A 21,386-nucleotide genomic window follows, 5' to 3' on the forward strand; every position below is an offset into this window, starting at 1 on the left:
AAATATTCTATTTTTGCAAACTCAAACAGCATTTTAGGCCGGTTTGGTATTCGGGTAACGAACAAATATAAAAATTGTTTTTTAGTTCCCCTATTTTTTTAAAAATGTTAAGCATTTATTATGAAGTCCAGTGAAATAAGAAAGCACTTTTTAGATTTTTTCAAAAGCAAAGAACATCAGATAGTCGCCTCTGCACCCATGGTGATAAAGGACGACCCTACATTGATGTTTACCAATGCAGGAATGAATCAGTTTAAGGAGTTCTTTCTGGGGAACGGTGTTCCGAAAAGCAACAGGATATCCGATACACAAAAATGCCTCAGGGTATCCGGAAAGCACAACGACCTGGAGGAGGTGGGAAAAGATACCTATCACCATACCATGTTTGAAATGCTCGGAAACTGGAGTTTTGGCGATTATTTTAAAAAGGATGCTATTGCCTGGGCCTGGGAACTGTTGACCGAAGTTTATAAAATAGATAAAGATATCCTCTATGTAACGGTTTTTGAAGGTTCTGAGGAAGACGGACTTCCTCTGGATCAGGAAGCGTATGACCTGTGGAAGCAGATCATTCCTGAAGACCGTATCATTCTGGGGAATAAAAAAGATAATTTCTGGGAAATGGGCGATCAGGGACCATGCGGCCCCAGTTCGGAGATCCATGTCGATATACGTTCTGAAGAAGAAAAAGCCAAGTTGCCAGGAAAAGACCTGGTTAATAAGGATCATCCGCTGGTAGTGGAGATCTGGAACCTGGTATTTATGGAGTTTAACCGTAAAGCGGATAAATCCCTGGAAAAACTACCTGCCAAGCATGTAGATACGGGAATGGGCTTTGAACGTCTTTGTATGGTGCTTCAGGGAGTAAAATCTAATTACGATACAGATGTCTTCACTCCGTTGATCCGGGAAATTGAGACCATTTCCGGTTCAAAATACGGGAAAGAAGAAAAAACAGATATAGCTATCCGCGTGATCGCAGACCACGTAAGGGCAGTGTCATTCTCTATTGCAGACGGACAGTTGCCCTCCAATAACGGAGCAGGTTATGTGATCAGGAGGATATTGAGAAGGGCTATTCGCTACGGATTTACATTCCTGGGGCAAAAAGAACCTTTTATCTACAGGTTGGTAGATGTGTTGAGTAAAAAAATGGGAAATGCTTTCCCGGAACTCAAAGAACAGAAACAGCTTATTCAGAATGTGATCAAGGAGGAAGAACATTCCTTCCTTAGAACACTCGATCAGGGACTGGTTCTTCTGGATAATGTAATGGAAGCTACCAAAGGGAAGAAGATCGCAGGAGAAAAAGCCTTCGAATTATACGATACCTATGGGTTTCCACTGGATCTTACCCAGCTTATCGCCGAAGAGAATAATTTTGAAATTGATGAGAAAGGCTTTGAGAAGAAGATGGAAGAGCAGAAAAGCCGCTCACGTGCCGCTGCTGAAGTGGCTACGGAAGACTGGACCGTTCTTCTCGATGATGAGACCGAAGAATTTATCGGTTATGATTACCTGGAAGCCAGTGTAAAAATTACCCGTTACAGGAAGGTAAGCTCCAAAAAAGACGGAGATATGTATCAGCTGGTGTTCAATATGACTCCTTTTTATCCGGAAGGTGGGGGACAGGTAGGAGATAAAGGTTATCTGGAAGTGCCGAACGGAGATGTGGTCTATATCCTGGATACCAAAAGAGAGAACAATCTGATCATCCATTTTGCAAAGAATTTACCCAAGCATATAGGGGAAACCATGAAAGCTGTTGTCGACAGGAAACAGAGAGAAAGAACAGCAGCTAACCACACAGCTACGCATTTGCTGCATCAGGCTTTGAGAGAAGTTCTGGGAACTCATGTGGAGCAGAAAGGTTCTGCGGTACACTCAAAATATCTTCGTTTCGACTTTTCTCATTTCTCCAAACTGACATTGGAAGAGTTAAGGGATGTGGAGAACTTTGTAAATGCAAGGATAGAAGGAAAGCTTCCGTTGCAGGAACAGCGAAATATCCCTATGGAAACCGCTATAGAAGAAGGTGCCATGGCTCTTTTCGGTGAAAAATACGGAGATACGGTAAGGACCATCCGCTTCGGGAACTCTATAGAATTATGCGGAGGGACCCATGTAAAGAATACCGCCGATATCTGGCATTTTAAGATCAGGTCGGAAGGCGCTGTAGCAGCAGGGATCAGAAGGATAGAAGCAATTACCTCGGATGCAACCAGGGAATTCTATTTTGAGAATAACCGGGTGTTTTACGAGATGAGAGATCTTCTTAAAAATCCTAAAGATCCGGTAAAAGCGATCTCCTCATTGCAGGAAGAAAACGAAAGTCTGAGAAAACAGATCGCTACCTTGTTAAAGGATAAGGCCAAAAACCTGAAAGGTGATCTGAAGTCGCAACTGGAGGAAATTAACGGAGTGCAGTTCCTGGCATCCAGAGTAGACCTGGATCCCGGTAAATTAAAGGACCTTGCTTTCGAACTGGGGAATGAAGTTGATAATCTCTTTATACTTTTTGCTGCTGAAGATAATGGAAAAGCCTTGCTTACCTGTTATATTTCCAAAGACCTGGCAAACGAGCGGGGTTATAATGCGGGACAGGTGGTAAGAGAACTTGGTAAATTCATCCAGGGAGGTGGAGGCGGACAGCCGTTCTTCGCTACTGCAGGAGGGAAAAACCCAGGAGGAATTCCGGAAGCTTTAGATAAAGTAAAAGAATATATTTCTTAAATTGAGTCCCGCTTAAGGCGGGATTTTTTATGAAACTACAAACCAATATATCATTCGGGAAAGAGCACAGGCCGTTGGATTATGATTCGAAGCTTTTGCTTCTGGGGTCCTGTTTTGTGGAGAATATCGGCCAAAAGCTGAATTATTACAAATTCCGGGAAATACAGAATCCCCTCGGTATTCTTTTTCATCCGCGGGCGATTGAACGCCTTATTTTAAGAGCTGTAAATGAAGAGGCATTCGATGAGAAGGATATTTTTTTTCTCAATGAGCGCTGGCATTGCTTTGAAGCACATTCCGAATTGAGTAATGCCTCTCCGGAATTGATGATTGAGCAATTGAACAGGGCCTTAAGACAGACTTCTGAAGGGCTTACAACCGCCAGTCATATTGTTATTACCCTCGGAACTGCCTGGGTGTACAGGCTTATTGAGACCGATAAGCTGGTGGCTAATTGTCATAAAGTCCCTCAAAAGAAATTCTTAAAGGAACTGCTTTCGGTAAATGAGGTAACGGAAAGTCTGGAAGCAACGGTCGCATTGATCAGGAGCGTGAACCCCGAAGCAACGATTATTTTTACGGTGTCTCCGGTACGGCATTTAAAGGATGGTTTTACCGAGAATCAGCGCAGTAAGGCACACCTGATTGCTGGTCTTCACCAAATAGTGGAACCTCGCAAAAAACTTCATTATTTTCCTTCTTATGAGTTGGTGATGGATGAGCTAAGGGATTATCGTTTCTTTAAAGAAGATATGATCCATCCCAACGACACGGCCGTCAATTATATCTGGGAGAAATTCAGCGGGAGCTGGATAGCCGATAATGCATTTGCCGTCATGCAGGAAATAGATAAGATACAAAAGGGCATGGCGCACAGGCCTTTCGATCCCGGATCGGAACAACACAAAGAATTTCTGAAAAAACTGGAGGTTTTAAAAGACAGGATCAGAGACAGGCATCCTCATATAGAATTCTAGGTATCCCCCGCACTGAAAAACAGATTGGAACTGCTATAGGAATCTCCAAAATTATTGGCTCCGTGAAATACCTGCGATATAGCATCCAGGAACATCTCCGCGGTAAGCTCTTTCAGGTAATGCGTGTATACAGACCATATCCTTTCGTCATAAATGGCATATTTGGTATCCAGGGCTTTGTGAAAATGGGCCTGCATGGCCTCTTTAAGCTGGTTTTTCTTTAAGTCGCTGGTATCTTTGATCGGGCAGATAATACGCATGCGATTGGCCTTCTCGTCGGTAATGATATGCAGTTGAAAATTTTCCAAAAGAATCACCCAGTAGCCGGGGTTGTCGTCTACTATTCTGATGTTGTTCAACTTAGATAATTCCGCTGCAATCTCCTTGTTATTCATTGTTTGGGGGGTTAAGATGTTAAAGATAAAAGCTATCCCAGAAATTTTCTAACTTTTTGTTACAATTTCTGCAAAGTGTATGCTTAATTAGGTCAAAAACATCTTCGCTTTTTTAATGCTGAAACGGACTTCGAATTCAGGTAGGATTTCTACTCAATTCTTTTTTGTATTTTTCAATAAAGTTTTTTTATGCGGAAAGTACTTTTTGGTGTTGTCATTACACTTTTTATCCTTCTGATCTTTCAGTACTGGATGGCCAGGAAAGAAGAACAAAAGACTGTTTTTGAAAGCACTCAACTCATTCAGGAACAGCTTAAAAACGTGGGTAAACTTGTGGTGACCGAAGGACATTTCTCCGAAGTTTACAACTATAAGGACCAGCAAACCTACCTGGGAGATTACATTAAATTTGAGAAGAAGGCCCTGGTGGTTATCAATGCCGATGTGAGTATCGCCTACGATCTGCACAAGCTGGAATATGAGATAGATGAAAAGAACAAGGTGCTCCGTTTAAGAAGTGTCCCGGAAGAGGAGATCAGCATCAACCCTACCATAACTTTTTACGATATAGATCAAAGTCTGTTCAATCCTTTTACAGGTAAAGATTACAACAAGATCCAGGAAAAAGTAAGGCAGGAACTTATGAAGAGAATAGAAGGGTCGTCTATTAAATCCAACGCACAGAACCGCCTGCTTAGCGAGCTTTCTAAATTCTATATCCTGACCAATTCTCTGGGGTGGAAACTCGAAATGAATGCCCGGCCGGTCAACGATCTCAATGAGATAGAATCAAACTGGGAATTACGAGATTAAGTTTTGATGAGTTCGTGACTCAATATAGAGATCCCATCGTTAACCAGATGCGCTATCTTCGGTCTTCTGGTCTTTACATCTTCCAGATGATCAAGAACCTCTCCTTTAAGGGAAACAAAATCTGTTTTTTCCAGTAATTCGAATATTTCAACCGTAAGTAGCCAATCGTTCGGATGATTGGTCTTCAGGGTGGTGAAAATATTTTCCAGGGCTTCTTCGGTTATGGTGTTTTCCTCCCGCATATCCCTGATGTTCTGATAAAGGCTTTCCAGTTCTATTTGCTTCCAGTCTTTTTCCACTTTGATGGTCTTGTTGGAAGAAACATGGTTAACCAGGTCGAAAGACATATAATCTGCGGCTCCCGAGAAGGCTGAAATGATCTCTTTCCCTACAGCCATGTCAAAAGTACCCCATTCCGGTCTGAACAGGTATTCATCCTTGTATTTAACCGTACAATCGGTAAATTGGATGATCATCAGTTCTCCGTAAATATTCCTCATTCCCGTAATATTGAGGCCTTCTACCGTAATTCCGCTCTCAAATTCGAATTCAATACGTTTTCCATCGTAGAAATTATAAGCTTTAAGGTCTCTGGGGCCCATATTCTCAATGGCCAGGTTAATTCCTTTCAGTTTTCCTATAGGAGAGCTGAAACCGTTCATATGTGACTTGATACCGTGGCCGATAATCTCTTTTTCGCGATAGGCAAGTGCCGTGGGCCCTTCGGTCTGGAAGAAGATCACTTCGTTGTCCTCGTTTTTGATCATCCTTGTAAAGACTCCGGATATCTGTAAGCCTGTGCTTAATTCAATGGTTCCGAGGTTTTCCGACTCAACAAGCCTGGCAAGGCCTTTATGACCACCTTTTCTCAGGGCCATGGTATTGGCAAATTCTTCCAGTACCTGGCTGAGGTATGCGAAATCGGGAGTTACGAAGAGCTGAGGTTGGGGTTTGGTGATATCAAAATCCTGAAATGCAGCATCTGCCGAATAAGGAAGCTTTTCAACCTTGTCGGTCATACACCATTCACTTTCCCCAATAGATGACAGAAGGCCTGCTCCGTATATTTTAGGGTCTTCCGGAGTGCCTATAAGTCCGTATTCTACCGTCCACCAGTGTAAATTCCTTATCTGTGACATTTCGGAAAGCTCTCCTCCCGCATTTTGTAACTCTTCTACTTTTCTTTCGGCTTCATCTATCTTTTCCTTCGGGGTTCCCGGTGCCTCCTTTAAAATAGAAAGCAGTCTCACCGCCTCGTACATTTCGTAATCTTTTTTAGAGGAAATGGCCTTGCTGCCTATTTTTCCGAAACGTCTGAGGTATTCCGCATAGTCCGGATTGGCGATAATCGGTGCGTGCCCGGCCCCTTCATGTATAATATCGGGTGCCGGAGTGTATTCTATATTTTCCAGTTGCCTGATATCCGAAGCAATTACCAGAACATTATAAGCCTGGAATTCCATAAAGGCATTAGGCGGGATAAAACCGTCTACAGCTACAGCCGCCCAACCGATCTCCTTAAGGATACGATTCATTCCGTACATACTGGGAATACTATCAATGGAGATCCCAGTCTTTTTAAGACCGTCCAGATAAGATGAATGTGCTACCTGGCTCAGGTAAGTGATATTTTTCCGCATCACATACCGCCATACCGCATGATTCACAGAAGAATACTCGTCGTAATTCTGCGGTTTTATAAATTGACGTAAGTGAGGAGGTAAATTGTCAAGTAGTTCGTTAGTTTCTATTTCCTGAGCCATAGATGCTTTTTTAGCAAAATTATAAAAATATTATCGCTATACACGCCATCCGTAATCAATAAAAACTATCTGATAATATCATTTTTTTCATCTGTTTGAACTTTTTGGATAGCTATAAACCTTTGCTTTTTCTTAAAAAAAGTTTAATTGTTTTGATGGAAGCGTAAATAATTAATTTTGATTGTGCTCATTTCATATTAAAATTTATTTTTGATCTCTGTAAGGTAAGTCGGCTTTTATTTGAAACGCGTGAAAACAGAAAACAGGAAAGAAGAGATCATCAATATATCCTCTAAACTATTCAAGGAAAAAGGATATAGCGCTGTTTCGATGAGGGATATTGCCCAGGCTATGGGGATCAAAGCGGCAAGCCTGTACAATCATATTACTTCCAAACAGGAGATCCTTTCTATCATTATCCTGGATGTAGCCGAGAAATTCACCAGAGGGATGGACCGGATCGTGGAATCTGAAGATAATGCCATTGACAAACTGGAAAAGATCATAGAACTGCACGTTAATGTGACCGTTAATAATGCGGATGCTCTCGGATCCCTGAATAACGACTGGATGCACCTGGTAGAACCTCAATTGTCCTATTTCCTGAAACTGAGGAGTCAGTATGAGGAGAATTTCAGGCAGATCGTCAAACTGGGAGTGGATGAAGGACACCTGGAACCCCTTAATGTTGAAGTAATGCTCTTTTCTATCTTATCTACCCTACGGACACTTTATCTTTGGTACTACAAAAAAGAAGGTGTGGACACTGCAGAACTGGTGGTTCAAATGAAAACAGTCCTGCTTAGAGGAGTGGTGCTGAAGCCCTAAGAAAAAATTAAGATTATTTTTTTGGTTCATAAACTAACAATTGTTAGTTTTGAGCAAAACTGAAGAATACAGTAGATAAAAATGTCGAAATTTCATAAAATAAAGCTTTCAGAAGTTTATAAGGAAACCGCAGATTGCAGTGTGTTGACCTTTGATATCCCTGAGGATCTAAAGGATGAATTTAAGTTTACCCAGGGACAGTACCTCACTTTAAAAACTGATATTGAAGGAGAAGAAGTAAGGAGGTCTTATTCTCTTTGTTCAAGCCCTGTTGAAGATGAGTGGAAAGTGGCGGTAAAGAAGATCCCGGGAGGTTTGTTCTCTACTTTTGCTAACGAGGTTCTAAAGACAGGTGATGAACTGGAGGTAATGGAGCCTAACGGAAGCTTTTTTACAGAAGTGAACGGAAAGAAAGCCAAAAACTACATCGTTTTTGCAGCCGGAAGTGGAATAACTCCCATTTTGTCGATTTTAAAGACGCATCTTGCCCTTGAGCCGGACAGTACTTTCAAGCTGTTTTACTTGAATCGCACGGCAAAATCGATTATCTTTAAGGAAGAAATAGAAGGTTTGAGAAATAAATATTTCGGAAGATTCGAAATATTTTATTTCCTGACGAAGGAACATAGAGATATTCCTCTGTTAAATGGAAGATTTACCCAGGAAAAGTTAAATGAACTTACTTCCAGGATAATTAATGTGAATAACGTTGATGAATGTTTTATCTGCGGCCCGGAAGAGATGATTTTCCTGATAAGGGATGAATTACAGCAGGCCGGCCTGGATAAAGAGAAAATTCACTTCGAGCTGTTTAGCAGCGGAAATACTAAACAGGACAAAAACCGTATTGCAAAGGTGTTGGAGCACAGAGCGGAAAACACTGAAGTAACGATTATAGATGGAGGGAAAGAGTTTCATTTCCCGATGGAAGATCATTACGACAATATTCTGGACGGAGCACTTGCTGCCGGTGCGGATTTGCCTTATGCCTGTAAGGGCGGGGTGTGCAGCACCTGCAAATGCAAGATTGTAGAAGGGACAGTAGAGATGAAGATCAATTACGCTTTGGAAAAAGAAGAAGTAGAAAGTGGTTTTGCTCTTTCATGTCAGTCCGTTCCTACCAGCAAGAAGGTTGTAGTTGATTTTGACGTGTAAAAAAGAAATAATAAAATTCGAGAATCATGAGTGAAGCGCAGATCAGGAATTTAGAAGAAATATTCGAGCAACGCATCGCCAGAGATGAAAAGATCGAACCCAAGGATTGGATGCCTGAAAAATACAGGCAAACACATATCAGGCAGATCTCCCAGCATGCGCATTCGGAGATAGTAGGAATGCTTCCGGAAGGGAACTGGATCTCCAGAGCACCTTCCCTGAGAAGAAAAGTAGCTTTATTGGCTAAAGTACAGGATGAAGCAGGTCACGGTTTATACCTCTACAGTGCCTGTGAGACACTGGGGATATCCAGAAATGAATTATACGATCAGTTGCATAGCGGAAAAGCTAAATACTCCAGTATTTTTAACTATCCGACCATCACATGGGCAGATATAGGTGCTATCGGCTGGTTGGTAGACGGAGCAGCGATCATTAATCAGGTGCCGCTTTGTAATACTTCGTATGGCCCTTATGCAAGAGCCATGATCAGGGTGTGTAAGGAAGAGAGCTTTCACCAGCGTCAGGGTTATGAGATCATGATGACATTGTGTAAAGGAACTCCGGAGCAAAAAGAGATGGCTCAGGATGCCCTTAACAGATGGTGGTGGCCTTCAATGATGATGTTCGGCCCTACGGATGATATGTCTACGCATACGGAACAATCTATGAAATGGAAGTTAAAGCGTAAGACCAATGACGAATTGCGTCAGCAATTTGTAGATCAGACCGCACCTCAGGCAGATCTGCTGGGAATAACAATTCCCGACCCCGAATTAGAATGGAATGAGGAAAAAGGACATTATGATTTCGGTGAGATCGATTGGGATGAGTTTTGGCAGGTGGTTAAAGGACATGGTCCCTGTAATAAGGAGCGCCTCTCTGCACGTGTAAATGCATGGGAAGAAGGAGAGTGGGTACGCGATGCAGCAATGGCCTATGCCAAAAAACAACAGGATAAAAAATTACAAAACGTCGGATAAAGACAAAAAAAGGACAAGATGGAAAAGAACTGGCCTCTTTGGGAAGTATTTGTTAGAAGTAAGAATGGCTTAGAGCACAGGCACTTTGGTAGCCTGCATGCTGCTGATGCCGAAATGGCTTTGGAAAATGCGAGAGATGTGTATACCCGCAGAAATGAAGGTGTAAGCATCTGGGTGGTGGAATCTAAACATATAACCGCTACCAACCCTGAAAATAACGGCGAATTGTTTGAGCCGGCTCAGGATAAAGTATACCGACATCCGACATTCTATACTTTGCCGGATGAAGTAAAACACATGTAAGATGGAGAAAAAGAATTTAGTTCAATATATATACGGCATAGCTGATAATGCTCTGATATTGGGGCAGCGTCTTTCGGAACTTTGCGGGCATGGCCCCAGTTTGGAAACCGATATAGCTCTTACCAATATTTCATTGGATCTGCTGGGGCAGACCAGGAGTTATTATCAATATGTGGCTTTGTTGGAAGGGGAAGGGAAAACAGAAGATGATATCGCTTTTCTCAGAACGGAAAGGCAGTATAAGAGTGTGCTTTTGGTAGAACAACCCAATACGGATTTTGCTTATGTAATTACAAGGCAGTTTCTTTTTGATGCGTTTCATCTGGCCCTGCTTGAGAAGTTACAGCACAGTAAAGACGATACCCTGAATGCTATTGCCCGAAAGGCGATCAAAGAAGTAAGCTATCATTTGAGATTTTCAGGTGATTGGGTTAAAAGGCTGGGAGACGGAACCGACATAAGTAAACAAAAGGTACAGGAGGCCGTAAACATGCTCTGGACCTATACTGATGAATTATTTCATCTTACCGAGGCTGATAGCGAAGCTGTTGCCGAAGGAATAGGTGTTGATGTTTCACAGCTAAAGGAAGATTATTACGGAAAAGTGAAGGAACTGCTGGAAGAAGCAACCCTGGAAATTCCGGAGAGTAAATATTTTCAGAAAGGCGGAAAACAGGGGATCCATACGGAACATATGGGTTACCTGCTGGCAGATCTGCAGTATATGCAGCGTGCCTATCCCAATATGAAGTGGTAAATAAAAGTTTTGACAATAACAGAGGACAAACATATCGATCAGAAACTGATCCCCATTCTTAAAAAAGTGTCGGATCCGGAGATCCCTGTGCTTTCTATCCTGGATATGGGAGTGGTTCGTTCTGCAGTTATTGTGAACAACAAAGTTGAAGTTATTATCACCCCAACGTATAGCGGTTGTCCTGCTATGGATGTTATAGGTGAAGATATCTCAAAAGCCCTGGAAGATGCAGGTTACGAATCTGAAGTTAAGCTGGTGCTTTCACCGGCCTGGACCACAGATTGGATCACCGAAGAAGGAAGAGCAGCCTTAAAAGCGTATGGAATTGCTCCTCCCCTTGAAGCGGAAGCTGATAAGGAAGCCCTCCTGGGAAATAAAAAAATAGTGAACTGCACCAATTGCGGTTCTTCCAATACAAAATTGGTTAGTCAGTTCGGGTCTACGGCATGCAAAGCTTTGTTTCAATGCGAGGATTGCCAGGAACCGTTCGATTATTTTAAATGTTTAAAATAGAAAGAATAGTGGATCGCCCGTCCATTATTCGGTCAAAGTAATACAGATTCAAAGGTATGAGCGAATCAATACAACTTACTATTGATAAGGGTGTAGCTTTTATAAGGCTAAACCGCCCGGAGGTATTTAATAGTTTTAACAGGGAAATGGCCCTTAATCTGCAGGCTAAACTGGATGACTGCGAGAGTAATGATGAGGTAAGAGCGATAGTGCTTTCGGGGAATGGCAAAGCCTTCTGTGCAGGCCAGGACCTTAAGGAAGTAACCAATCCCGATGAGCATCCCGGATTCAGGAAAATACTGGAAGAGCATTATAATCCCATTATAGAACGTATACGGCAAATTGAAAAACCCATCATAGGTGCGGTTAACGGTGTGGCTGCCGGAGCAGGAGCAAATATTGCCCTGGCATGCGATGTGGTGGTAGCATCTGAAGCAGCTGCATTTATTCAGGCTTTTAGTAAAATAGGCTTGATCCCTGATAGCGCGGGAACCTTTTTCCTTCCCAGACTGATAGGTTTTCAGAAAGCATCGGCGCTGGCCATGCTCGGAGATAAAATAGATGCGGTGGAAGCAGAACGGATCGGGATGATCTACAAATACGTTCCGGCAGAAAGTTTTGAAGAGGAAATACAGAAACTGGCCTTTAAAATGGCGGCAATGCCAACCAGAGCATTTGCGCTTACTAAAAAAGCATTGAATGCATCTTTGGTAAACGATCTGACTGCACAACTGGCCCTGGAATCCGATTTACAGATCCAGGCGAGCGAAACCCATGATTATAATGAAGGGGTAAACGCTTTTGTGGAAAAGCGAAAACCAAATTTTACCGGAAAATAATAGAAAAAGTAATAAATGTAAAAGTTAGCAAACAAGCTTCTTTTACATTTTTGATTTAAAAGATATATGATCAAAAAGGTAGGAATCATCGGTTCGGGAACAATGGGAAGTGGAATTGCCCAGGTAGCAGCAACCGCAGATTGTAGTGTTAAGGTGTTTGATACCAACCTGGATGCTTTGGACAGGAGCAAAAATGTCCTGGAAAAAGTATTGACAAGGCTGGTGGAAAAAGGAAGAATTGATACGGAGGAAAAACAAAGAATACAGGGCAATATCAGTTACGTACATACCCTGAAGGATCTGGGAGATTCTCATCTGATCATCGAGGCCATCGTAGAGAAACTGGATATCAAGCAAAAAGTCTTTTCAGAACTGGAAACATATATTGCTCCGGACAGTATTCTGGCGTCCAACACTTCTTCTTTGTCCATAGCTTCTATTGCCGCAGCTTGCGACAGACCGGATCGGGTAGTAGGGATACATTTTTTCAATCCTGCTCCACTGATGAAACTGGTAGAGGTCGTTCCTGCCGTACAAACGAGTGCTGATGTGCTGGACAAAGCGGTAACGACCATTAAGGAATGGAAAAAAGTGGTAGCGGTGGCTAAAGATACTCCCGGGTTTATTGTAAACCGTGTTGCCAGACCGTTTTACGGAGAAGCTCTGAGAATATATGAAGAAGGATTGGCAGATTTTGCAACGATTGACTGGGCTTTAAAGACAAAAGGAGGCTTCAGGATGGGGCCTTTTGAACTGATGGATTTTATCGGGAATGATGTGAATTATACGGTAACGGAAACCGTATTTACAGCCTTTTATTACGATGCGAGGTACAGACCTTCCTTCACTCAAAAACGCTTGTCTGAAGCGGGTTATCTCGGAAGAAAATCAGGAAGAGGATATTACGATTATACAGAAGGAGCGGAGAAGCCGGAACCTGAACAGGATGAAGCTTTGGCTAAAGAGATATTTGAAAGGGTACTTGTAATGCTGATCAATGAAGCAGCCGATGCGCTGTTCCTGAATATCGCATCCGCAGAAGATATAGATAATGCCATGACCAGGGGAGTGAATTATCCGAAGGGGTTACTCTCATGGGCAGATGAAATGGGGATTGATTGGTGTGTAAAGACATTGGACGGACTCTACGATGAATATCATGAAGACCGATACAGGTGCAGCCCGTTGCTGAGAAAAATGAATCAAAAAGGAGAAACTTTTTTTAATTAATATATGATCAAAGGAGAAGCTATTCCACATAAGATGTTAAGTCTTGATCCTTTCAGCAGATGGCTGGGGATTGAAATTCTGAGTTGCGAGATAGGAAGTTGTAAAGTGGGAATGACAGTCAGAAAAGAAATGCTTAACAGTATGGGAAAGGCTCATGGAGGGATCAGTTATGCCCTGGCAGATACCGCCTTTGGATTTGCAGCTAATACGCATGGCAAATATGCGGTTTCTATTGAAACTTCAATTAATCATATAGAAGCACTGGAGGAAGGCGATTATATCGTTGCCGAATCAACTATAGAAAAAGTAAAGAATAAATTAGGTTTTAATATTATAGAAGTTAAAAGAGGAGACGAGTTGATAGCCCTGTTCAAGGGAATAGTATACCGTACTGCTAAGGACTGGGAGGAATAAATTTTAGTAAGGAAAATGGGAAGCTTTTTTAAGACAAAGATCAATATTGAAAAAATAATGGCCTTTCTCGCTTTTGTAGTAAGTATTTGCACGCTCTACCTTTTCTTTCATCAGACTTCGCTCATGAGAAAACAGCAATATGCTAGTGTACTCCCATATCTGGAAGTCGGAAATACCGAAAATAACGGTAATTACGGTTTTGTTTTGAATAATAATGGAATAGGCCCTGCTTTTATTGAGGAAATAAATATTCATTATAAGGATTCGGTATATCGCAATACGGATATTAATGATTTTTATGTCAAAGTGATGGTAAAGCAGGACACCCTGTTTAAAGGATCGACTGTTTTTCATTCCACGATCAGGAAAGGAATGCTTGTTCCGGAGAGGGAAGTAAAGTATATGCTCGGATTAAGAAAGGAAGTAAAGAATTTTGAGATACTGCATCAGCAATTGCGGGAATGGTTGAATAATAAAATTAGAGTAGAAATAAAATATTCGTCAGTCTATAAGGAAAAGTGGCGTATTATATACCCGGGGCAGGACACTCCGGAAAAAATTAAATAAAAGAAAAAAGCAAATAAAGGATGAATGTGTTGATAGTGAGAAGAAGTTTCAGATTCAACATTTAGCATTCAAAATTCAACAATAGAATGAAAGAAGCATTTATCATAGATGGAATAAGAACAGCCATCGGAAAATATAAAGGAACCCTGTCGGCCGTAAGGGTAGACGATCTGGGAGCCATTGTTATTAAGGAACTGATGAAGAGGAATTCGGATGTTCCGGCAGAGGCCATAGATGATGTGATCATGGGATGTGCCAATCAGGCGGGAGAAGATAACAGGAATGTAGCGAGAATGTGCCTTTTACTGGCAGGATTGCCCTGGTCGGTACCCGGAGAAACGGTAAACAGGCTTTGTAGCTCGGGAATGTCGGCAATTATACATGCCAACCGGGCGATAAAGGCCGGAGACGGTGATGTTTTTATAGCGGGAGGAGTAGAGAATATGACGCGCGGACCCTACGCTATTGCCAAACCTTCTTCAGCCTTCGGAACCGATGCCAAAATGTACGATACCAGTTTCGGATGGAGGTTTATCAATCCTAAGATGCATGAACTCTACGGGACTGACGGAATGGGAATGACAGCCGAAAACCTGGTGGATAAATTCAATATCTCCAGAGAAGATCAGGATAAGTTTGCTCACTGGAGCCAGGTAAAAGCCACTAAAGCCCAGGAATCCGGCAGACTTGCTAAAGAGATCGTAAATGTGGAGATCCCTCAGAGAAAAAAGGATCCGATTAATTTCAATTCGGACGAATTTATAAAACCCACTACCACTCCTGAGATCCTGGCTAAACTGAGACCGGCTTTCAGAAAAGAGGAAAAAGGAGGTACGGTAACTGCGGGTAATGCTTCCGGATTGAATGACGGAGCGGCAGCTACCCTGATCGCTTCCTCGGATGCAGTAGAAAAATACGGATTGAAGCCTATGGCAAAGATCGTTTCATCGGCAGTCGTGGGTGTGGAACCCAGGATTATGGGGATAGGTCCTGTATTTGCCAGTAGAAAAGCCCTGGAAAAAGCCGGATTGACATTGGATGAAATGGACATCATTGAGATAAATGAAGCTTTTGCAGCGCAGAGCCTTGCCTGTACAAGAGAACTCGGATTGGCAGATGACGATCCGAGGATCAATCCTAACGGAGGAGCTATTGCAATCGGTCACCCATTAGGAGTTACAGGAGCAAGAATAATGCATTCGGCTGCTTTAGAACTGCAGGAGAGCAATAAGAAATACGCCCTGGTAACCATGTGCGTAGGTGTCGGGCAGGGATATGCCACTATCATTGAAAATGTAAATGTAGAATAACGAATATGGAATAATGAAACGAATGCTGAACTTCAGAATTCAACATTCAACATTCAAAATTCAAGAATAAAGATCCGATTCATTATGACTAAAATAGGAAATTATATTACCGGTAAATGGGTAGATGGTAAAGGAGAACATACTCCAGTCTATGATTCTGTCACTGGCGAATTTATAGCGCATTCTACCACAGACGGCCTGGATATTCCGGAAGTGCTTCAATACGGAAGGACAACGGGAGGGGCTGTGCTTCGTAAAATGACCTTCCAGGAAAGAGGGAATATGCTTAAAAAACTGGCATTGTACCTCACCAAACGCAAGGATAAGTTTTATGAATTGAGTTATAGAACAGGAGCAACCAAAATAGATAGCTGGATAGATATAGAAGGAGGATTTGGGAATTTGTTTGCCAATGCTTCTTTAAGAAAACTCTTTCCCAATCAATCTTATCACGTAGAGGGAGAACCGATCGACCTGTCGCGTGGCGGACGCTTTATGGCACATCATATTATGGTTCCCAAAAGAGGGGTAGCTGTTCATATAAACGCTTTTAATTTCCCTGTCTGGGGGATGCTGGAAAAATGTGCGGTAAACTGGATGGCCGGAATGCCGGCAGTGGTTTTACCGGCACCGCAAACCGCGTATCTGGCAGAGGCTGTGGTAAAAGAGATCATCGATTCAGGAATACTTCCCGAAGGAGCCCTTCAGTTACTGAGTGGTCTGACAAAGAATATCCTCGATACGGTAGGATCTCAGGATGTAGTGACTTTTACGGGATCGGCAAGTACAGGAAGATTACTTAAAGCACATCCGAGGATCGTTCAGGAAGCAGTTCCCTTTACAATGGAAGCAGATTCCCTTAACGCATCTGTTCTCGGAGAAGATGCCAAACCGGGCACACCGGAATTTGACCTTTTCATAAAAGAAGTAAGAAATGAAATGACGGTAAAATGCGGGCAGAAATGTACCGCTATACGAAGGATCATTGTTCCTGAAAACCTCATGGAAGATGTACAGATTGCTTTAGGAAAACAACTGGACAAGGTAACCATCGGAGACCCCCGACTTAAGGAGGTAAGAATGGGAGCCCTGGTAAGCAGGGATCAGTTGGCCGAAGTAAAGAACAGAGTTAATGAAATTGCCAAAACGGCACAGATCGTATATGGAGATCTGGACAAGATAGAAACGGTTGGGGCAGACGCCGAAAAAGGAGCGTTTATCAAACCTATCCTCCTGAGAGAGGACGATCCGTTTAAAAATACTGCAGTACATGAAACGGAGGCATTCGGACCTGTAAGTACCATTATGCCTTATAAGAACCTGGAAGAAGCTATCGAACTCAGCCATATGGGTAAAGGTTCCCTGGTATCTTCCATAGCTACTTATGATGATAAAGCTGCAAAGGAATATGTAGTAGGGGCAGCCAGCCATCACGGACGTATCCTGGTATTGAACAGAGAAAATGCCAAGCAGAGTACGGGGCACGGATCCCCGCTTCCGAACCTGGTTCACGGAGGACCCGGAAGAGCAGGAGGAGGAGAAGAAATGGGTGGAATGCGCGGTGTGAAGCACTATATGCAGCGTTGCGCAGTTCAGGGAACCCCGACAACATTAACCGAGATTACCGGGATTTATCAGGCTAATGCCAAGTATAAAGAAGCAGAAAAGCATCCTTTTGCGTATTACTGGGAGGATATAGAGCCTGGAATGTCCATTAAAACACATAAGAGAACGATCACAGATTCAGATATCATCAACTTTGCAAACCTGACCTGGGATCACTTCTATGCACATACAGATATCACTTCCCTTAAGGGATCTATTTTTGAAAAGCGTACCGCTCACGGATACTTTATCCTGGCAGCAGCGGCAGGTCTTTTTGTATACCCGAACAAAGGTCCGGTAGCAGCAAACTACGGTTTGGAAGAATGCCGTTTTTTACGTCCGCTTTATCACAACGATACTGTTTATGTGAGATTGACCTGTAAACAGAAGGTAGACAGGGATTCCAGAGGAAAAGAACTGCCAAGCGGAATTGCAAAGTGGTTTGTTGAGGTCTTCGACCAGGAGAATGAACTTGCAGCGGTGGCAACCATCCTGACCATGGTTCAGAAAAGATCGCCTTTTGAAGAGATAAACCGCTCCAATATTGAAACCTATCTCGGTAAATTAACCGAAGATTCCAAAGGAGCCTGGGGAATACTGACACCACAGCATATGATAGAGCATCTGGAGAACAGTCTCAGAATTGCAAGTGGAGAGATTGCAGGTATTGAAATTGCAACCCCGGCAGAATACCTTGAGAAGGTACAGGAGATGGTATACAACCATAACCCAATGCCAAAGGAGTATGCACATCCCTTACTTAAAAAAGGAGAGCTGGAAGAGCTGAGACATGCAAACCTGGAAGAGGCAAAAGCCAAATTCCTGGAGGCTTATGATCAGTTCGAAGCTTATTTTAAAGAAAACCCGGAAGCTATTACCATAGATCCGGTTTTCGGGGAAATGGAAAAATTTGAGTGGGATCTGCTTAACAAGAAGCATTTTAATCATCATTTTTCACAATTCGGATTGCTATCCGAACTGTGAAAAATTCCCATGAAAAAGGGAAACCAAAAAATTAAAAAGAAAATCCTGATAGGAAGGATTTAAACAGTGAATTAAAGTAATATTTAAAATGAAAAGATTTCCACTTTTGTGGAAACACTAATAAGATGACAAAACCATACGTACATATAGATATACAGGATGGGATCGGGACAATTGAATTTTTTCACCCAGCCCATAATTCCCTGCCTGGTGATATTTTAAGCCAGCTGGCTAAAACCATAACCGTAGCCGGAGAAAATGAAGATATAAAGGTAATTGTATTGAAAAGTGGAGGCGATCGTACATTTTGTGCAGGAGCCAGCTTTAAAGAACTGATAAATATTAATGATGAGGCTACAGGAAAGGTGTTCTTTTCAGGTTTTGCCAATGTTATCAATGCCATGAGAAAATGCCCTAAATTCATTATCGGGCGCGTACAGGGAAAGACTGTCGGAGGAGGAGTAGGTATTGCATCGGCAATGGATTACTGTATGGCTACCAAATTTGCCTCTATTAAACTCAGTGAGCTTAATGTGGGGATAGGTCCTTTCGTGGTCGGGCCTGCAGTTGAACGTAAACTGGGCTTATCGGGAATGTCACAGATTGCCATAGATGCCAATACTTTTTATCCGGCTTCCTGGGCTCAGGAAAAAGGATTGTTCACTCAGGTGTTCGACAGTACGGAAGAATTGGATGAAGGTGTAAAAGCCTTTGCGGAAAACCTGTGCAATTACAACCCGGAAGCAATGAAAGAGATGAAAAAAATGTTCTGGCAGGGCACAGAGCACTGGGATACCTTACTGGCAGAAAGAGCTTCTATAAGCGGAAGACTGGTTCTGTCTGATTTTACGAAGGAAACCCTGAAGAGGTTTAAATAAAGAATTAGGGACAGAATTTGAAAAGCAAAAATGGTTAATTATCATAACAGAAAGTTCAAAGCTGTCAGGAATACGGAAAACGGAGAGACATCTGAGGAAACGATCTTTCATTATAAGCAATACGGAAATATCGTAAGCTCAGATTATTCGGGAGGAAATATTGTAAGGGGAAATCTTATTGGGATTGTTTCCTTAAACGGAACCATAGACATGAGATACCACCAGGTCAATATAAAGGGAGAGCTGATGACAGGAACCTGTACCTCTATCCCGGAGGTGCTTGCCGACGGAAAGATAAGATTGCATGAAAAATGGCAATGGACCAGTGGAGATAAAAGTGAAGGATATTCAATAATAGAAGAATTGTAAATATGATCTATTCATTTAAAGGATTTATACCGGTAGTTCACGAAAGCGCGTTTATTCACCCTCAGGCGGCGGTAACGGGAAATGTGATTATCGGAAAAGATGTTTACGTCGGACCCGGAGCAGCTATTCGCGGCGACTGGGGAGAAATTGTTATTGAAGACGGATGTAATGTACAGGAAAATTGTACCCTGCATATGTTTCCCGGAAAGAGTATGAGGTTAAAAGAAGGAGCTCATATAGGCCATGGAGCTATTATTCACGGGGCCAATATCGGAAGGAATGTATTGGTGGGAATGAATTCGGTACTGATGGACGATGTGGAAATAGGTGATGAATGTATCATCGGGGCCCTGGCTTTCATTAAAGCAGAGACCGTGATCCCGGACAGGAAACTGGTAGTGGGGAATCCGGCTAAAATTATTAAGGATGTAAGCGATGAAATGATCGCATGGAAGACCAAAGGTACTGCCTTGTATCAGAAGTTGCCGAAAGATTGTTACGGATCCCTCCGAGCTGTGGAGCCGTTGAGGGAGATACCTGAAGACAGACCTACCCAGGAAGCTTTTTACAAAACTCTGGAGGAATTCAGGAAAAAATAAACGTATTATTATACTAACAAACATTAGTTAACTAAAATGTCAGTTGTAGAACTTAGAATGCCCAAAATGGGTGAAAGTATTTCAGAAGCAACCATAATCAACTGGTTGAAAAATGTTGGAGATACGATCGAAGAAGAAGAAACCATCCTGGAAGTGGCCACAGATAAAGTAGATTCAGAAGTTCCGTCTCCCTGTAACGGGGTGATCAAGGAAATTCTCTTTCAGCCTAACGATGTGGTTCCGGTGGGAGAGGTACTGGCAATTATCGAGGCTTCCGGAGAACTTCCTAAGAAGAGGGAACAAACCGAAGCGCCTATTGCAAAGCCATCGGCTGCAGGAAATACAAAAACGGCAACCGCTGGGAAGAGCAGTTTTGAATTGAGGAATTCGCCCAATCCCGATGCTTTCTTATCTCCTTTGGTGATAAGCATTGCACAAAAAGAAGGCCTTTCTATTGAGGAAGTACAAAGTATTCAGGGAACGGGAACAGACGGAAGGATACGCAAAAGCGATCTGTTTAATTATCTTAAACACAGAAAGTATCCGCTTCCGAGCAGGCCACAACCTCAGGTTACAACCCCTGCTTCTTCCTATAATCCCCCACCGATCAGTTTTACGGAAGGAAAGGACCGTATTGTGGAGATGGACAGGATGAGGGCGATGATAGCAGATCATATGGTGTACTCCAAGCACACCTCACCTCATGTTACCTGCTATATAGAAGCCGATGTGACTACTATTGTTAACTGGAGAAACAAGGTGAAAGCAGATTTCCAGGAGAAATACGGAGAGAAACTCACCTTCACACCCATTTTTGTAGAGGCTGTATCCAAAGCGATTGCCGATTTCCCGATGATCAATGTGTCTGTAGACGGGAAAAAGATCGTGGTACACAGCGATATTAATGTTGGAATGGCAACTGCACTGCCCAACGGAAACCTGATCGTTCCGGTGGTGAAAAATGCAGATAAAAAGAATATGGAAGAACTTGCCGGTGAGGTAAATCACCTGGCCAACAGTTCCAGAAATAATGCTTTGAAACCCGATGAGATACAAGGGAGCACGTTTACGATCTCTAATGTGGGAACATTCGGAAGCTTAATGGGAACTCCTATTATCAACCAGCCCGAAGTGGCTATTCTGGCACTGGGGATCATTAAGAAAAGAGCAGAAGTGATCAGTACCGAGAAAGGCGATGAGATAGCCATCAGGAGTATGATGTATTTATCACTCTCATTCGATCACAGGGTGGTAGACGGATACCTCGGTGGATCTTTCCTGAGAAAAGTAGGTGATTATTTGGAAGAATTTGACGAAAACAGACAGATATAAATAAAAAGAACAAAGGTGTTATGACGAATGATATAAAAA

Annotated in this window: 21 protein-coding genes; 19 read left to right on the forward strand and 2 right to left on the reverse strand. The window is 42.5% G+C overall.

Annotated features, from left to right (window positions below):
• Positions 1–120 precede the first annotated feature (120 nt).
• Both alaS and GWK08_RS15705 read left to right on the forward strand, forming a co-directional pair.
• Positions 121–2,733, forward strand: a complete 2,613-nt coding sequence (gene alaS, locus GWK08_RS15700) for an alanine--tRNA ligase (protein WP_163608177.1) — start codon at positions 121–123, stop codon at positions 2,731–2,733.
• Between the two features lie 29 nt (positions 2,734–2,762).
• Positions 2,763–3,710, forward strand: coding sequence for a GSCFA domain-containing protein (locus GWK08_RS15705; protein WP_163608178.1), 948 nt, complete (start codon positions 2,763–2,765; stop codon positions 3,708–3,710).
• On the opposite strand, the gene GWK08_RS15710 is transcribed toward GWK08_RS15705, so the two are convergent.
• Positions 3,707–4,105: a hypothetical protein gene (locus tag GWK08_RS15710; protein ID WP_163608179.1), complete on the reverse strand. Its 399-nt coding sequence runs from the start codon at positions 4,103–4,105 to the stop codon at positions 3,707–3,709. The genes GWK08_RS15705 and GWK08_RS15710 overlap by 4 nt on opposite strands.
• A 189-nt stretch (positions 4,106–4,294) precedes the next feature.
• Here GWK08_RS15710 and GWK08_RS15715 point away from each other — a divergent pair, with 189 nt between their 5' ends.
• The gene (locus tag GWK08_RS15715; RefSeq protein WP_163608180.1) at positions 4,295–4,918 is read left to right on the forward strand and encodes a DUF4230 domain-containing protein; all 624 of its coding nucleotides are present in this window, start codon (positions 4,295–4,297) and stop codon (positions 4,916–4,918) included.
• Here GWK08_RS15715 and GWK08_RS15720 read toward each other — a convergent pair.
• Positions 4,915–6,681, reverse strand: coding sequence for an aromatic amino acid hydroxylase (locus GWK08_RS15720; protein WP_163608181.1), 1,767 nt, complete (start codon positions 6,679–6,681; stop codon positions 4,915–4,917). The two genes, GWK08_RS15715 and GWK08_RS15720, sit on opposite strands and share 4 nt — an antisense overlap.
• A gap of 249 nt (positions 6,682–6,930) precedes the next feature.
• On the opposite strand from GWK08_RS15720, the gene GWK08_RS15725 reads away from it, so the two are divergent.
• From GWK08_RS15725 to GWK08_RS15800, 16 genes are all read left to right on the forward strand, one after another.
• The gene (locus tag GWK08_RS15725; protein WP_163608182.1) at positions 6,931–7,509 is read left to right on the forward strand and encodes a TetR/AcrR family transcriptional regulator; all 579 of its coding nucleotides are present in this window, start codon (positions 6,931–6,933) and stop codon (positions 7,507–7,509) included.
• An 81-nt stretch (positions 7,510–7,590) separates the two neighbouring features.
• On the forward strand, positions 7,591–8,664 hold the full coding sequence (gene paaE, locus GWK08_RS15730) for a 1,2-phenylacetyl-CoA epoxidase subunit PaaE (RefSeq protein ID WP_163608183.1): 1,074 nt from the start codon (positions 7,591–7,593) through the stop codon (positions 8,662–8,664).
• Positions 8,665–8,690: 26 nt separating this feature from the next.
• Positions 8,691–9,647 (forward strand): 1,2-phenylacetyl-CoA epoxidase subunit PaaA, encoded by a 957-nt coding sequence (paaA, locus tag GWK08_RS15735; RefSeq protein ID WP_163608184.1) that lies wholly within the window; start codon positions 8,691–8,693, stop codon positions 9,645–9,647.
• 18 nt (positions 9,648–9,665) lie between these two features.
• A complete protein-coding gene (paaB, locus tag GWK08_RS15740; RefSeq protein ID WP_163608185.1) occupies positions 9,666–9,950 on the forward strand; it encodes a 1,2-phenylacetyl-CoA epoxidase subunit PaaB in 285 nt (94 codons plus the stop codon).
• Position 9,951: 1 nt separating this feature from the next.
• Positions 9,952–10,707: a 1,2-phenylacetyl-CoA epoxidase subunit PaaC gene (gene paaC, locus GWK08_RS15745; RefSeq protein ID WP_163608186.1), complete on the forward strand. Its 756-nt coding sequence runs from the start codon at positions 9,952–9,954 to the stop codon at positions 10,705–10,707.
• 9 nt (positions 10,708–10,716) lie between these two features.
• Entirely contained in the window at positions 10,717–11,220 is a 504-nt protein-coding gene (gene paaD / locus GWK08_RS15750; protein ID WP_163608187.1) for a 1,2-phenylacetyl-CoA epoxidase subunit PaaD, read from the forward strand.
• A gap of 56 nt (positions 11,221–11,276) precedes the next feature.
• Positions 11,277–12,059, forward strand: coding sequence for an enoyl-CoA hydratase-related protein (locus GWK08_RS15755; RefSeq protein WP_163608188.1), 783 nt, complete (start codon positions 11,277–11,279; stop codon positions 12,057–12,059).
• Positions 12,060–12,125: 66 nt separating this feature from the next.
• Entirely contained in the window at positions 12,126–13,289 is a 1,164-nt protein-coding gene (locus tag GWK08_RS15760; protein WP_163608189.1) for a 3-hydroxyacyl-CoA dehydrogenase NAD-binding domain-containing protein, read from the forward strand.
• A gap of 3 nt (positions 13,290–13,292) precedes the next feature.
• Positions 13,293–13,703: a PaaI family thioesterase gene (locus tag GWK08_RS15765; protein WP_163608190.1), complete on the forward strand. Its 411-nt coding sequence runs from the start codon at positions 13,293–13,295 to the stop codon at positions 13,701–13,703.
• Positions 13,704–13,718: 15 nt separating this feature from the next.
• Positions 13,719–14,270 (forward strand): hypothetical protein, encoded by a 552-nt coding sequence (locus tag GWK08_RS15770; RefSeq protein ID WP_163608191.1) that lies wholly within the window; start codon positions 13,719–13,721, stop codon positions 14,268–14,270.
• 86 nt (positions 14,271–14,356) lie between these two features.
• Positions 14,357–15,580 (forward strand): 3-oxoadipyl-CoA thiolase, encoded by a 1,224-nt coding sequence (gene pcaF / locus GWK08_RS15775; protein WP_163608192.1) that lies wholly within the window; start codon positions 14,357–14,359, stop codon positions 15,578–15,580.
• Positions 15,581–15,664: 84 nt separating this feature from the next.
• Complete coding sequence (gene paaZ / locus GWK08_RS15780) at positions 15,665–18,169, forward strand: phenylacetic acid degradation bifunctional protein PaaZ (protein WP_163608193.1); 2,505 nt, start codon at positions 15,665–15,667, stop codon at positions 18,167–18,169.
• Between the two features lie 125 nt (positions 18,170–18,294).
• Positions 18,295–19,047, forward strand: a complete 753-nt coding sequence (locus GWK08_RS15785; protein ID WP_163608194.1) for an enoyl-CoA hydratase/isomerase family protein — start codon at positions 18,295–18,297, stop codon at positions 19,045–19,047.
• A 30-nt stretch (positions 19,048–19,077) separates the two neighbouring features.
• Positions 19,078–19,416, forward strand: coding sequence for a n-acetylglutamate synthase (locus GWK08_RS15790; protein WP_163608195.1), 339 nt, complete (start codon positions 19,078–19,080; stop codon positions 19,414–19,416).
• 2 nt (positions 19,417–19,418) lie between these two features.
• Positions 19,419–20,015: an acyltransferase gene (locus GWK08_RS15795; RefSeq protein ID WP_163608196.1), complete on the forward strand. Its 597-nt coding sequence runs from the start codon at positions 19,419–19,421 to the stop codon at positions 20,013–20,015.
• Positions 20,016–20,051: 36 nt separating this feature from the next.
• Complete coding sequence (locus GWK08_RS15800) at positions 20,052–21,347, forward strand: dihydrolipoamide acetyltransferase family protein (protein WP_163608197.1); 1,296 nt, start codon at positions 20,052–20,054, stop codon at positions 21,345–21,347.
• The last annotated feature ends 39 nt before the right edge of the window (positions 21,348–21,386 follow it).

The organism is Leptobacterium flavescens (genome assembly GCF_010671605.1).
In the GTDB taxonomy this organism is placed as follows: Bacteria; Bacteroidota; Bacteroidia; order Flavobacteriales; family Flavobacteriaceae; genus Leptobacterium; species Leptobacterium flavescens.